Below are 13790 nucleotides of genomic sequence, written 5' to 3'. Positions count from 1 at the left end.
AGGCCCAGGGCCATCAGGACGATGTCGTTGGTGATGGCGAACGCGCCGATCACGCCGTCGAAGGAGAAGGACGCGTCCAGGACCTCGAGGTAGAGGAACATGAAGAACGCGGCCTTGCCGGCCAGGGCGACCGCCGAGCGTGGCTTGCCCTCCCGCGCGGCTTTCTCCTCCTCCTCGTGCTCGTGTTCCTCCTCCTCTTCGAGCTTGTCCTCGAAGTAGCCGGAGAGACCACCGACGATCATGTACGTGATCAGACCCGCGATACCGGCGAGCAGGACCGTCTCGGCCTTGTCGGCATGGCCGCCGCCGTGTCGAAGGACAGCGAGATCTCGAGCACGGAGAGGATCGCCACGATGCCGAAGGCGGTCCACCCCCCGAAGAGGACCGCTGCGACCAGACCGAGCGCGGTAACCGCGAACGACCAGCCGAAGGTTTTCAGAACCACTGGCTACCCCAGGTGTGTTAACGGGTCTCCCCCGCTGCCGTGATCGGCTTTACGAAACGTTGACTCCGAAGTCTAGAGCGATGCCGCGCAGCCCCGACGCGTACCCCTGTCCCACCGCACGGAACTTCCACTCACCCTGGTAGCGGTAGAGCTCGCCGAAGATCATCGCCGTTTCGGTGGAGGCGTCCTCGCTGAGGTCGTAACGGGCGAGTTCCTGACCGTCCGCCTGATTCACCACACGGATGAAGGCATTGCTGACCTGGCCGAAAGCCTGACCGCGCTCATCGGCCATATGGATGGAGACCGGAAAAACGATCTTGTCGCACCGCTCCGGCACCTTCGAGAGGTCGACCAGCAGGGACTCGTCGTCGCCGTCGCCCTCCCCGGTGAGGTTGTCACCGGTGTGCTCCACGGAGCCGTCGGGGCTCGTGAGCTGGTTGTAGAAGATGAACCACTCGTCCCCCATGACCCGGCCGCCGCCGCACATCAGCGCGCTGGCGTCGAGGTCGAAGTCGGCTCCGGTGGTGGAGCGCGCGTCCCAGCCGAGCCCGATCATCACCTGCGTGAGGTTCGGTGCGGCCTTGGACAGGGAGACATTGCCCCCTTTGGCAAGCGTGACGCCCATCTTGGTCCCTCCCCGGATCTTGTCTCTTCGGTGGTCCTACACGTCCGGCGCCGCACATAAACCGTGCGGCGCCGGGCGGTGTGGCCGTACGGGACGGCCTTGCTCGGGCGTGACCGCCCTTCACGGGCGACTCAGACGTTCACTCCGAAGTCCTGCGCGATGCCGCGCAGGCCCGAGGCGTAGCCCTGGCCGATGGCGCGGAACTTCCACTCCGCGCCGTGCCGGTACAGCTCACCGAAGACCATCGCGGTCTCGGTGGAGGCGTCCTCACTGAGGTCGTACCGGGCGATCTCGGCCTCGCCGGCCTGGTTGACGACGCGGATGAACGCGTTGCGCACCTGGCCGAAGGACTGCTGGCGGTTCTCGGCGTCGTAGATGGAGACCGGGAAGACGATCTTCTCGATGTCGGCGGGGACGCCGGCGAGGTTGATCTTGATCTGTTCGTCGTCGCCCTCGCCCTCACCGGTGAGGTTGTCGCCGGTGTGCTCGACCGAGCCGTCCGGGCTCTTCAGGTTGTTGAAGAAGATGAAGTGCGCGTCGCTGGAGACCTTGCCGCTGTTGTTCAGCAGCAGCGCGCTGGCGTCGAGGTCGAAGTCCGTACCGGTCGTGGTGCGGATGTCCCACCCCAGACCGACGATGACCGCGGTCAGGCCCGGCGCCTCCTTGGTCAGCGATACGTTGCCGCCCTTGCTGAGGCTGACTCCCACGAGTCCTCCATTGGTGTCCTGGGGCGCGGAGCCCCTGAGTGCGGTGGATGTCGGATCAACGAGTCGATCCTAGTGACGGGTTCCCGGCTGCCGCATGCCCCGCGACCGAGGAATCACCCCGGTGCCGGGCCGGACCGCCGGCGTCTCACGCCCCGGCGTGACTACAGGGTGTCGAGCGCCTTGACGTACTCGTTCAGGTCACGGGCGTCCGGCAGACCGTTCACCACGGTCCAGCGCACGACGCCCTCCTTGTCGATGATGAACGTGCCGCGCACGGCACAGCCCTTGTCCTCGTCGAGGACGCCGTACGCGCGCGAGACGTTGCCGTGCGGCCAGAAGTCGCTGAGCAGCGGGTACTCCAGGCCCTCCTGCTCGGCGAAGACGCGCAGGGTGTGGATGGAGTCGTTGGAGACGGCGAGCACCTGGGTGTCGCGGTCGGCGAACCGCGGCAGCTGGTCGCGGACCTCGCACAGCTCGCCGGTGCACACACCGGTGAAGGCGAACGGGTAGAACAGCAGCACCACGTTCTTGTGCCCGCGGAAGTCGGACAGCGCCACGGTCGCACCGTGGTTGTCCTTGAGCTCGAAGTCGGGGGCCTTGTCTCCGGCCTGGATCGCCATCGTCGTGTTCATCCCTTCGAGGTGGTTCGCTACGACCACCCTACGCAGGGAGTACGGCATACCGGCGGACGGGCCGACGCATCACGCGACCGGCCCGCCCGCCGACGGTTCACCGCTTGGACTTGGCCGCCTTGGGCGTCGCCAGCCGGCTGCCGCTCCAGTCCTTTCCGACGCTGACGCTCTTCGCCGCCGTGAGGCCCGCCGTGGTGGCGGCCTCCGAGATGTCGCTCGGCTCCACATAGCCCGAACGGCCGGTCTTCGGCGTGAGGAGCAGAATCGCGCCGCCTTCCTCGATGTACGTGGTGGCATCCACCAGCGCATCCGTCAGGTCGCCGTCGTCGTCGCGGAACCACAGCACAACGGCGTCAGCCACGTCGTCGTAGTCCTCGTCGACGAGGTCGCTCTCGATGACGCCCTCAATGGCCTCGCGGAGCTCCTGGTCGACGTCGTCGTCGTAGCCGATCTCCTGGACCACCTGCCCGGGCTGGAACCCCAGCCTGGCGGCAGGGTTCGTCCGCTCCTCCGCGTGGTCCGCGGTCGCGCTCACGGGTTGCCTCCTGATCATGTCTTGGGAATATCTCAGCCACGCGCGTGCGCGAAGCTTGGCCGTAGTCCACACGGGCGGGACGGATCGCGCAAGTACCCGGCCGTGCAGACCGACGAAACGGTGACGATCCTGGCCGGGTCACCGCAACTCCAGGCACACCATCATGGCCTGTAGTGACGCACACCACACCTTTGTGCCCCGTTTGGCCCTTTGGGAACCGTCTGTGTGTGCGAAGACTCGAATGGACGAGCCCCATAGACACCGTACTGGCCCCGGCCGCGGATTACCTCCCGGTAGAGATGACGGCGACGGCCCCGAGGTGGACCATGGGATCGGCGCAATCCGGGCCGTACCGGCAGAACAGCGGCCCGACTCACGGCCCTCTGACAGGTAAGGAACAGCGTGGCTTCCGCATCCGATCGCAACCCGATCATCATTGGCGGCCTTCCGAGTCAGGTTCCTGACTTCGATCCCGAGGAAACGCAGGAGTGGCTCGACTCCCTCGACGCCGCGGTCGACGAGCGCGGCCGGGAGCGGGCCCGCTATCTGATGCTGCGGCTCATCGAGCGTGCCCGCGAGAAGCGCGTGGCCGTGCCCGAGATGCGCAGCACGGACTACGTCAACACGATTCCGACCCGCGCGGAGCCGTTCTTCCCGGGCAACGAGGAGATCGAGCGCAGGATCCTCAACGCGACCCGCTGGAACGCCGCGGTGATGGTCTCCCGCGCCCAGCGGCCCGGCATCGGTGTCGGCGGCCACATCGCGACCTTCGCCTCCTCCGCGTCGCTGTACGACGTCGGCTTCAACCACTTCTTCCGCGGCAAGGACGAGGGCGACGGCGGCGACCAGGTCTTCTTCCAGGGCCACGCCTCGCCCGGCATCTACGCCCGCGCGTATCTGCTGGACCGGCTGAGCGAGCGGCACCTGGACGGCTTCCGCCAGGAGAAGTCCAAGGCGCCGTACACGCTGTCGTCGTACCCGCACCCGCGGCTGATGCCGGACTTCTGGGAGTTCCCGACCGTGTCGATGGGCCTCGGGCCGATCGGCGCGATCTACCAGGCGCGGATGAACCGCTACATGCACGCGCGCGGCATCGCGGACACCACGCGCTCACGCGTGTGGGCGTTCCTCGGCGACGGCGAGATGGACGAGCCCGAGTCGCTGGGCCAGCTGTCCATCGCCGCGCGCGAGGGCCTGGACAACCTGACCTTCGTCGTGAACTGCAACCTCCAGCGCCTGGACGGCCCGGTTCGCGGCAACGGCAAGATCATCCAGGAGCTGGAGTCGATCTTCCGGGGCGCCGGCTGGAACGTGATCAAGCTCATCTGGGACCGCACCTGGGACCCGCTGCTCGCCCAGGACCGGGACGGCGTGCTGGTCAACCGCATGAACACCACGCCGGACGGGCAGTTCCAGACGTACGCCACCGAGTCGGGCGAGTACATCCGCGACCACTTCTTCGGTGACGACCACCGGCTGCGCGCCATGGTCGAGGGCATGACCGACGACCAGATCCTGCATCTGGGGCGCGGCGGCCACGACCACCGCAAGATCTACGCGGCGTACCAGGCGGCGGTCGAGCACAAGGGCCAGCCCACGGTGATCCTCGCGAAGACGGTCAAGGGCTGGACGCTGGGCCCGAACTTCGAGGGCCGCAACGCCACGCACCAGATGAAGAAGCTGACGGTCGACGACCTCAAGCACTTCCGGGACCGGCTGCATCTGCCGATCTCCGACCAGGACCTCGAATCCGGTCTGCCGCCCTACTACCACCCGGGGCCGGACACGGAGGAGATGCAGTACATGCACGACCGCCGCAAGTCGCTCGGCGGGTACGTGCCGACCCGCGTCGTGCGGTCGAAGCCGCTGCGGCTGCCCGACGACAAGACGTACGCGACCGTGAAGAAGGGTTCGGGCCAGCAGTCCATCGCGACGACCATGGCCTTCGTACGGCTCCTCAAGGACCTCATGCGGGACAAGGAGATCGGCAGGAGGTTCGTACTGATCGCGCCGGACGAGTACCGCACGTTCGGCATGGACTCGTTCTTCCCGAGTGCGAAGATCTACAACCCGCTCGGCCAGCAGTACGAGTCGGTGGACCGGGAGCTGCTGCTCGCCTACAAGGAGGCGCCGAACGGGCAGATGCTGCACGACGGCATCTCCGAGGCCGGCTGCACGGCCTCGCTGATCGCCGCGGGCTCGGCGTACGCCACGCACGGCGAGCCGCTCATCCCGGTGTACGTCTTCTACTCGATGTTCGGTTTCCAGCGCACCGGTGACCAGTTCTGGCAGATGGCCGACCAGATGGCGCGCGGTTTCGTCCTGGGCGCGACGGCGGGGCGTACGACGCTGACCGGTGAGGGTCTCCAGCACGCGGACGGCCACTCGCAGCTGCTGGCGTCGACGAACCCCGGGTGTGTCGCGTACGACCCGGCGTTCGGGTTCGAGATCGCGCACATCGTGCGGGACGGGCTGCGCCGGATGTACGGCTCCTCCGAGGAGTTCCCGCACGGCGAGGACGTCTTCTACTACCTGACGGTGTACAACGAGCCGATCCGGCACCCGGCCGAGCCCGAGAACGTGGACGCGGAGGGCATCGTCAAGGGCCTCTACCGCTTCGGCGAGGGCACGGCGGGCTCCATGCCGGCGCAGATCCTGGCGTCCGGGGTGGCGCTGCCGTGGGCGATCGAGGCGCAGCGGATCCTCGCGGAGGAGTGGGACGTCAGGGCGGACGTCTGGTCGGCGACCTCCTGGAACGAGCTGCGGCGCGAGGCGGTGGACTGCGAGCGGCACAACCTGCTGCATCCGGAGGAGGAGCAGCGGGTGCCGTATGTCACGCGGAAGCTCGCGGCGGCGCGGGGGCCGGTGGTGGCGGTGTCCGACTGGATGCGGTCGGTGCCGGACCAGATCTCGCGGTGGGTGCCGGGGACGTATCAGTCGCTGGGTGCGGACGGGTTCGGGTTCGCGGACACGCGGGGGGCCGCTCGGCGGTTCTTCCACATCGACGCGCAGTCGGTGGTGGTGGCGGTGCTGACGGAGCTGGCGCGGGAGGGGCATGTGGACCGGTCGGTGCTGAAGCAGGCGATCGATCGGTATCAGTTGCTGGATGCGGCGGCTGCGGATCCGGGTGTGGCCGGGGGTGACGCGTAGCGCCGCGCCGGGCTTGGCCGGGGGCGGGGTGCGGGGGCTTGCGGGGTGCGGGGTGCGGGGCTCGTGGGGGTGCGGTGTGGGGGGGGCGCGTGGCGCGGCAGTGCCGCTGCGCCCACCCGTGCCGCCCCAGCGGCACGACTGCCCGCAGCTGCGGGGCGGCATGGGGGAGCCCCCGGCAGCTTGCCGGGGGCTCCCCCATGCCGTGCTACGTCAGAGCATGCCGTAGCCCGCTGTCGCTCCGGCCAGCCAGAGGAGGGCCAGGAGCGTGTCGATGGCACCCAGGACCAGGGCGACCAGGGCCGGTACCGAGCGGGAGCCCGCCCAGCTGCGGCCCATGGCCAGCCAGCCGCAGACGATCGCCACCGGGCCGAGGATGATCCCCAGCACGAAGAAACCGGCGACCGCGCAGATGACTCCGATGATTCCGAGGGTCGCGCGATCCGGCCCGGACCGTGACCACGTCCGGCCACGTGTGCGGGGGTGCCTGCGCGTACCGTGTCCGAAGCTCGCCATCCTCAACTCCCTTTAAGGGTTGGTTGACTTGGCGGGTACCCCCGTATCGGCGGGGAATTCACGCCGTACGGCGGTGGCGGTCGCGCACGGCGCGGGCGCGACGAAACGTGATACCGGTCACTTGGTTCACGCGAGACCCTCTCGTTCTCCTAGTGTGTCCTCCCAGTGACTTCCTTCGACACTTCCCCGCAATTGAACGTCTGGCGCGCGTTGCTCGCGCTCGCCGTCGTCTTCGTGATGCTGGCGACGACCGGGTGGACGGCGCTGCGCCACCAGCGCCACCCCGCTCCGCTACAGGCATCGCTCACCGCCTGGGAGCACGGCCGGATAGCCGGCCACCGGCTGCCGAACCCGCAGTCGTCGCCGACCCGGCTCGCCCGGTTCTTCGCCACGCTCACCGACGGACAGCGCACGAGCCTCGCCCGCCGCTATCCGCTCGCGGTCGGCAATATGAACGGCGCCCCGGTCCGACTGCGCTACCGCGCCAACCGCATCGCGCTGGAACAGGCGCACAAGATCGAAGTCGCCCGCCGGCACGACCGCCGTCTCACGCCCTCGGGCCAGCGGCAGGCGGGCCTGCGGATGACCCGCCTCGCGGCGCTGATGGAGCCGGGCCGGCACATCCTCGCCTTCAACCCCGCGGGCCCCGGCCGGGTCGCCGAGGTCTTCGGCGATCTGGGCAGGGCCGAGCGGATCTCGGTCGTCGTCCCCGGCGTCGACACCGACCTGCTCACCTTCCAGCGCACCCGGCGCACGTACTCGGCCCCCGTCGGCATGGCGAAGTCCCTGTACGCCGCCGAGCGGGACGCGGCGCCCTCGACCCGTACGGCCGTGATCGCCTGGGCCGACTACACCGCGCCCAGCGGCCTCGGCATGGACGCGGCCACGGCGATGCGCGCCGAGGACGGCGCCGAGCGGCTGGACGCGCTGGTGCGGGGACTGCCCGGCGTCGCGCCGGTGTCGCTGTTCTGCCACAGCTACGGCTCCGTGGTGTGCGGGATCGCCGCGCACACGCTGCCGGAGCGGGTGGCCGACATCGCGGTGGCCGGCAGCCCCGGCATGCGGGCCGAGAACGCCGCCCAACTGCGCACCACCGCCCGGGTGTGGGCGATGCGGGACGCCGACGACTGGATCCAGGACGTGCCGTACCTGGAACTCGGCGGACTGGGCCACGGGGCCGACCCGGTGGCGGCGGGATTCGGTGCGCGGGTGCTGTCGGCACGGGAGGCGAAGGGGCACGCCGGGTACTTCGAACCGGGCACGGACAGCCTGCGGAACTTCGCCGAGATCGGTGTTGGCGCATACCGCGCGGTGTCCTGTGCGGGAGAGGACGACGTCTGCCGGGCGGGTTTGTCCGGTACGACCACTACCGGACGCGCGTAGAGGCGGAGATACTGCGGTATGCGTGGAGAAGGGACGGAGAAGCTCGTGCCGCATACGATGAGCCGCATGGGTGACGTACTGGCCGGATTTCATGCCGCCTGGGAGTTCGGGTCCGACTCCGTGCGCATCCGCTACGAACGTGGGATTCGAACACCCAAGCTGTTCCAGGCCCTCGGGGAGCGGCGGATACCCCTGGACGCGATCGAGGGGGTGACCCTCACACCGGGGAAGCGCGGCACGGTGGCGCTGCGCATCGAGCTGCGGCCCGGTGCGGATCCGCTGATGGAGGCGGCCGCCGGGCAGTTGAAGGAGAGCACCGACCCCTACCGGCTGGTGCTGCCCGCCGAGCGCGAGACGCTCGCCGAGTACTACGCCGACGAACTGCGCACTCTGCTCACCGAGTCCGGGCCCGCCGAACGCCATCTGGTGACGGCTCCCGAGGTACCGCTGCAGTTCAAGGCGTACGACGGGAAGGCGAGTTTCGACGGTACGGCGGTGTCGTTCCGGTGGTTCTGGACGGGTGCGTCGTCGGCGAAGTGGAAGGCCGGCGACCAGCGTTTCCCGGTGGGCGAGTTGAGCGGCGTGGAGTGGCGGTCGCCGGAGGTGTTCGAGGGGCATCTGCGGCTGCTGCGGCGGGACGCGGGGGTCACGGCGGGACAGCCCGACCAGGATCCGGCGGCGGTGGTGTTCGGGCTGGGGTACGGGCCCGTGCACGAGTCGCTGCCGTTCGCGGCGGCGGTGCTGGCCGCGGTGCGGAGCTGTGCGCCGGTGGTGGTGCCGACGGCGCGGGCGCGGCGTGACCCGGCCGACATCGCGGACCGGATCCGCCACCTCGGGGAGTTGCACCAGGCGGGCCTGGTGACCGACGAGGAGTTCTCCTCGAAGAAGGCGCAGCTGCTCTCGGAGCTTTAGCGTCCGCCGACGGCGGTGGTGTCCCGGCCTCGGGCCGTCCGTGGCTGATCGCGCGGTTCCCCGCGCCCCTTCAGCCCGTCCTCTCCGAGGCCAGGGCGCGCCCGGCGTCCGCGTAGAAGCCGAGCTTGCGGTCGAGCACGGCGAGCGTGCCCTGGAGTTCGGCGATGCGGGTCAGTACGTCCTCCCGGGTCTGCCGGAGCAGTTCGAAACGCTCGGTGTACGTGTCATCGCCCGACCGGACGAGTTCCGCGTACCGCACCATGTCCGCGACCGGCATCCCGGTCAGGCGGAGCTTGCCCACGAGGTCGAGCCAGTCGAGATCCCGGTTGCTGTAGCGCCGCTGCCCGGTGTGGGACCGGTCGATGTGCGGCATCAGTCCGATGCGCTCGTACCAGCGCAGGGTGTGCGCCGTCAGCCCGGTGAGGGCGACGACCTCGCTGATCGTGTACTTGTCCGCGCCGTCCGGCCGTCGATTTCCCTGCCGGGGCCCGGCGCAGCTGTCCGCGCCGCCCTCCGCCGTGGTCTCCGTCTCCGTCACCGTCATACCCCCACGCTAAAACCCTTGAGTGCGCTCCAAGCAAGCGACCCGGGTGAGAAATGGGCAGAAGCCGCTGTACGCGGCGCCGGGCCTCACTCCCGGGCCGGACCCCTTGCCGGAACCGGCCCGCTGAGCGCTTAGGCTCGACGGCATGTCGCTCAAGAGCCTCGCGTTGATCGAGAACTGGCCGGTTCCCACCGCCGCGGCGGGTGCGGTACGGGCGGACGGCACCGTCGTCGACACCCACGGCCCCGCCGGCCACCGCTTCCCGCTGGCCTCGGTCACCAAGCCGCTGGCCGCGTACGCGGTGCTGGTGGCGTACGAGGAGGGCGCGATCGAGCTGGACGAACCGGCGGGCCCGGACGGCTCGACCGTACGGCACCTCCTCGCGCACACCTCGGGGCTCGCCTTCGACGAGCACAGGGTGACCTCGGCGCCGGGTGAGCGCCGGCTGTACTCGAACGCGGGCTTCGAGCAGCTCGGCGACCATGTCGCCAAGGCGACGGAGATCCCGTTCGCCGAGTATCTGCGGCAGGCGGTGCTGGAGCCCCTCGGCATGACCGGGACCTCCCTCGACGGCTCCCCGGCGAAGGACGCGGTGTCGACGGTGGACGACCTGCTGCGGTTCGCCGCCGAGGTCCAGGCCCCGCGCCTGCTCGACCCCCGCACGGTCGCCGCCGCGATGACCGTGCAGTACCCGGGCACGAAGGGCGTCCTGCCGGGCTACGGCCACCAGAGCCCCAACGACTGGGGCCTCGGCTTCGAGATCCGCGACTCCAAGTCCCCGCACTGGACGGGCACTTCGTCCTCCTCCCGTACGTTCGGCCACTTCGGCCAGTCGGGCACGTTCCTGTGGATCGACCCGGACGCGGGCGCGGCCTGTGTGGCCCTGGCCGACCGGGCCTTCGGGCCGTGGGCGACCGAGGCGTGGCCGCCGTTCACGGACGCGGTGCTGGCGGAGCTGCGCGGCTGACCCCGGCGCATCACCGAGGGGGGACGTGTGACTCCACCCACGCGTAAACGCGCGGGCTTCCTGCGTCGGTGGCTAAGCCGCCGCGCAGAGGGCCAGCCCGGCCCTGTTGAGGACATTCGTCGCGCCGACGTGGTCAGCGTTCGCGGTGAAACCGCACGTGACGCATGCGAACTTCGACTGGGTGGCGCGGTTCTCCTTCGCGACGTGCCCGCAGTCGGGGCACGTGCAGGAGGTGTTGCGCGCGTCCACCGGAACCGTCAGGCGACCGGCACTCTCAGCCTTGTTCGCCAGGATTCCGAGGAACTGCGCCCAACCCGCGTCGAGGATGCTGCGGTTGAGTCCGGCCTTCGCGGCAGCGCCGTTCGGCAGGAAGCTGCCGGGCCGGGCGGGGTCGGCCTTGGGGGTGGGGCTCTTGGTCATGCCCGCCGTGTTGAGCCGCTCGTGCGCGATCACGTCGTGGTCGACTACGAGCGCGCGGGCGGTCTTGTGGTGGAAGTCGGCGCGCTGACGGCGGATCTTGCCGTGCAGCTTGGCGACCTTCCGGACGGCGGCGCGATGCTTCTTGGTGCGCTGCCGGGTCCGTTTCGGAAACGTCGCGAGGTGCCGCTGCGCTTCGGCCAGCTCGTCGGCCATCGCCTGGAGGAAGCGCGGGTTGGCGACGTGTTCGCCGTCCGAGGTGGTCAGGAAGTGGGCAACGCCCATGTCGATACCGACGTTTCCTCCGGTGGGCGGCAGCTCCTCAGCGGGCACGTTGTCGCAGGAGAGGACGACGTACCAGCGGCTGCCTTCGTGCTTGACGCTGATCGTCTTGACGCGCCCTTGTACGGGCCGGTGCTGGTGCACGCGGATGTGCCCGACGCCTTGGAGGCGGACGCGGGTCCGGGGGGCGTGGGGGGTGGAGTCCCAGCGGCAGCCGTCGCCGTCCTTGGGGAAGGTGACGGTGTCGAAGTGGCCGACGCCTTTGAACCGTGGGTAGCCCGGCGTCTGCCCGGCCTTGACGCGGCGGAAGAACGCCTGGAACGCCTTGTCGAGGCGGCGCAGCGTGGCCTGCTGAGAGGAGAACGACCAGCGGCCCTGATGTTCGGGGTCGAAGGCGCGGATGTCCTTGAGCTGCGCGGACTGGTCGCCGTAGCGGACGCTGGTCTTCGAGGTGTGCCGGTAGGCGCCCCGGCGTTCCTGCAACGCACCGTTGTACAGGGAGCAGTGGTCCCGCAGCATCTCGCTGAGCGTGACCGCCTGACGGGCGGTGGGGCGCAGGAGGAACTTGTACGCGCGGATCACGAGACGTCCCCCTTCTTCCCCGGGCGTTCCCACTGGGTGTTGATGTACTTCTCGACGGTGGCCGCCGAGACGGCGCCGACCGAGGCCGCGAAGTACGACGACGACCACAGGGTGGGCATCCGTGACTTCAGGTGCGGGAACTCCTCGCGCAGCACGCGGGACGTGGAGCCCTTGAACTGGTTCGCCACGTACGAGGCTGATGATTTCGGGTCGTGCTTCACGAACAGGTGCACGTGGTCGGGCATCACCTCAAGGGCGATGATCTCCCACCCGCGTTCGTCAGCCTTCTGCCGGATCAGTTCGTCCAGCCGCTCCGCGACCCGGCCACCGAGGACCGGACGGCGGTACTTCGGGCACCACACGATGTGGAGCCCGAGGTCGTACACGCCGCCGGAGAATCGGCGAACCTTCCTGGTCACGGCCACGCGATCACTATACACACGCCGTAGGTCTAGTGCGGCAGAGAGGTGAGCACAGGTGCACAGTGCAGATCCGCACACACAGTTGAGGTCAGAGCAGGGCTCAGAAGCCATTCCCCACCTCGCTGAAGCGGGGCGTCCCCTGGCTAGGTCCTGATGGGATCGACCGAGTTGCTCATCTCTCTCGACCGGGAGGGCGGTGCCACGCTGCAGCAGCAGGTGTGCGACCAGGTCACCGCCCTGGTGCACGCGGGGCGGCTGCGCCCCGGCGACGCGCTGCCCGCCTCGCGCGAACTCGCGGCGCAGCTGGGCGTCTCCCGTACGGTGATCATCCGGGCGTACGAACTGCTGCGTGCCCGGGGCGTCGTGACGGCCCGGCGGGGCTCGGGCACCCGGGTCGCGGAGCTCCCCGCGGGACCCGTGCCGAGCGGTACGGGCCGGTCCGGGACCGTGCAGACGGTGCCCTCCCCGCCCCGGCCCACCGACGGGGGCGATCCGCTCTGGCAGCCGTGGGAGCCGCCGCCCGTCCTCCGCCACCCCGGCAACGTGCTGGACTTCCGGCACGGCACCCCCGCGCTCGCCGCGTTCCCGGTCGCCCGGTGGCGCCAGTCGCTGCACGAGGCGTACGGGCGGGCCGACGCGGCCACGCTCGGCTACGGACCGGCGGAGGGCTCGGCGGCGCTGCGGGCGCAGATCGCCGCGCTGGTGCGGCAGAGCCGGGCCGTGGACGCCGCGCCGGAGAACATCATGGTGACCGGCGGCGCCACCCAGGCGCTGGACATCCTGGTGCGGTCACTGGTCCGGCCGGGTGACGTGGTGGTCATCGAGGACCCCAGCCACACCGTGCTGCGGCAGGTCTTCGGGTGTTCCGACGCCGCCGTCGTGCCCGTTCCGGTCGACGAGGAGGGGCTGCGGGTCGCGGACATCGACGCCGCGGTGCGGGCGCACGGGCACGATCCGGAGCGGGTGAGGCTGGTGTACGTGACGCCGTCGCACCAGTTCCCCACCGGGTTCATCATGTCGAAGCGGCGGCGCCGGGCCCTGATCGCCTGGGCGTACGAACGCGGGGCGACGGTCCTGGAGGACGACTACCACAACGAGTTCACCTTCACCGCCGAGCGGCTGCCCGCGCTCGCCGCGGAACGGCACCACGGCACGGTCGTCTACGTCGGCAGCTTCAGCAAGACGCTCTTCCCCGCGCTGCGCATCGGGTACGCGGTGCTGCCGCCGCACCTCGTGCGGCCGTTCCTCGGCATCAAGTGGATCACCGACCGGCTCAGTCCGGCCGTGTCCCAGGAGGCACTGGCCGACTTCATCGCGACGGGCGCGTACGCCCGGCACATCAGCCGGATGTCGCGGCTGTACCGGCAGCGCAGAATGCGGCTCCTGGAGGCGCTGTACGAGCACTTCGGCGCCGAGGTCCGGGTCTCCGGGGAGGCGGCGGGGCTGCACGTCCTGGTCACCTTCACGGGCGCGCGCGGGGTGCCGGAGCGGGAGATCGTGGACCGGGCGGCCGCACACGGGGTACGGATATACCCCGCGTCCGGCTACTTCGTCCTCGGTCCCCCGCCCGAACCGACGTTCCTGGTCGGCTACGCCGCCCTGACCACGGCCCGCATCACCGAGGGCGTCGCCCTGCTGAACAGAGCGGTACGCGAAGCGACTCCCCGGACCTGA

13 protein-coding genes and 1 pseudogene are annotated in these 13790 nt (G+C 69.9%); 5 read left to right on the top strand and 9 right to left on the bottom strand.

From position 1 onward, the window contains the following. The 5 genes and pseudogenes from IF28_RS37760 to IF28_RS0113165 form a co-directional block, all read right to left on the bottom strand. A pseudogene (locus IF28_RS37760) lies at window positions 1-445 on the bottom strand (DUF475 domain-containing protein); the annotation flags it as partial. A 49-nt stretch (window positions 446-494) separates the two neighbouring features. Next, window positions 495-1070, bottom strand: a complete 576-nt coding sequence (locus tag IF28_RS0113180) for a TerD family protein (RefSeq protein WP_030218409.1) — start codon at window positions 1068-1070, stop codon at window positions 495-497. Window positions 1071-1201: 131 nt separating this feature from the next. Then, on the bottom strand, window positions 1202-1777 hold the full coding sequence (locus tag IF28_RS0113175) for a calcium homeostasis/redox stress adaptation protein (RefSeq protein ID WP_030218406.1): 576 nt from the start codon (window positions 1775-1777) through the stop codon (window positions 1202-1204). Window positions 1778-1938: 161 nt separating this feature from the next. After that, on the bottom strand, window positions 1939-2397 hold the full coding sequence (locus IF28_RS0113170) for a peroxiredoxin (RefSeq protein WP_030218403.1): 459 nt from the start codon (window positions 2395-2397) through the stop codon (window positions 1939-1941). Window positions 2398-2506: 109 nt separating this feature from the next. Further along, a complete protein-coding gene (locus tag IF28_RS0113165) occupies window positions 2507-2944 on the bottom strand; it encodes a DUF3052 domain-containing protein (RefSeq protein ID WP_030218400.1) in 438 nt (145 codons plus the stop codon). Window positions 2945-3346: 402 nt separating this feature from the next. Here IF28_RS0113165 and aceE point away from each other — a divergent pair, with 402 nt between their 5' ends. After that, the gene (gene aceE / locus IF28_RS0113160; protein WP_030218398.1) at window positions 3347-6094 is read left to right on the top strand and encodes a pyruvate dehydrogenase (acetyl-transferring), homodimeric type; all 2748 of its coding nucleotides are present in this window, start codon (window positions 3347-3349) and stop codon (window positions 6092-6094) included. Between the two features lie 210 nt (window positions 6095-6304). On the opposite strand, the gene IF28_RS0113155 is transcribed toward aceE, so the two are convergent. Beyond that, window positions 6305-6607 (bottom strand): hypothetical protein, encoded by a 303-nt coding sequence (locus IF28_RS0113155; protein WP_030218395.1) that lies wholly within the window; start codon window positions 6605-6607, stop codon window positions 6305-6307. A 165-nt stretch (window positions 6608-6772) separates the two neighbouring features. Here IF28_RS0113155 and IF28_RS0113150 point away from each other — a divergent pair, with 165 nt between their 5' ends. Together IF28_RS0113150 and IF28_RS0113145 are read left to right on the top strand one after the other, a co-directional pair. After that, window positions 6773-7990 carry an alpha/beta hydrolase gene (locus IF28_RS0113150; protein WP_030218394.1) on the top strand — a complete coding sequence of 406 codons (1218 nt, stop codon included), beginning with the start codon at window positions 6773-6775 and terminating at the stop codon, window positions 7988-7990. Window positions 7991-8056: 66 nt separating this feature from the next. Next, window positions 8057-8902 (top strand): DUF4429 domain-containing protein, encoded by an 846-nt coding sequence (locus IF28_RS0113145; RefSeq protein ID WP_030218384.1) that lies wholly within the window; start codon window positions 8057-8059, stop codon window positions 8900-8902. A 70-nt stretch (window positions 8903-8972) separates the two neighbouring features. Here the strand turns inward: IF28_RS0113145 and IF28_RS0113140 are convergent, their stop codons facing one another. Further along, window positions 8973-9446, bottom strand: a complete 474-nt coding sequence (locus IF28_RS0113140) for a MerR family transcriptional regulator (protein ID WP_030218381.1) — start codon at window positions 9444-9446, stop codon at window positions 8973-8975. Between the two features lie 145 nt (window positions 9447-9591). Between IF28_RS0113140 and IF28_RS0113135 the strand changes: the two genes are divergently transcribed. After that, window positions 9592-10413 (top strand): serine hydrolase domain-containing protein, encoded by an 822-nt coding sequence (locus IF28_RS0113135; RefSeq protein WP_030218378.1) that lies wholly within the window; start codon window positions 9592-9594, stop codon window positions 10411-10413. A gap of 72 nt (window positions 10414-10485) precedes the next feature. On the opposite strand, the gene IF28_RS0113130 is transcribed toward IF28_RS0113135, so the two are convergent. Both IF28_RS0113130 and tnpA read right to left on the bottom strand, forming a co-directional pair. Further along, on the bottom strand, window positions 10486-11694 hold the full coding sequence (locus tag IF28_RS0113130) for an RNA-guided endonuclease InsQ/TnpB family protein (protein ID WP_030218375.1): 1209 nt from the start codon (window positions 11692-11694) through the stop codon (window positions 10486-10488). Beyond that, entirely contained in the window at window positions 11691-12119 is a 429-nt protein-coding gene (gene tnpA / locus IF28_RS0113125; RefSeq protein WP_030218372.1) for an IS200/IS605 family transposase, read from the bottom strand. Before tnpA ends, IF28_RS0113130 begins: the two co-directional genes overlap by 4 nt. Before the next feature lie 150 nt (window positions 12120-12269). Here tnpA and IF28_RS0113120 point away from each other — a divergent pair, with 150 nt between their 5' ends. Beyond that, window positions 12270-13790: a PLP-dependent aminotransferase family protein gene (locus IF28_RS0113120; RefSeq protein ID WP_030218369.1), complete on the top strand. Its 1521-nt coding sequence runs from the start codon at window positions 12270-12272 to the stop codon at window positions 13788-13790.

Origin of the sequence: Streptomyces sp. NRRL WC-3626 (genome assembly GCF_000718785.1) — a bacterium.
Classification (GTDB): Bacteria; Actinomycetota; Actinomycetes; order Streptomycetales; family Streptomycetaceae; genus Streptomyces; species Streptomyces edwardsiae.
Note: the sequence above shows the minus strand (reverse complement) of the source record. Positions and strands in the feature narration are given on the sequence as shown.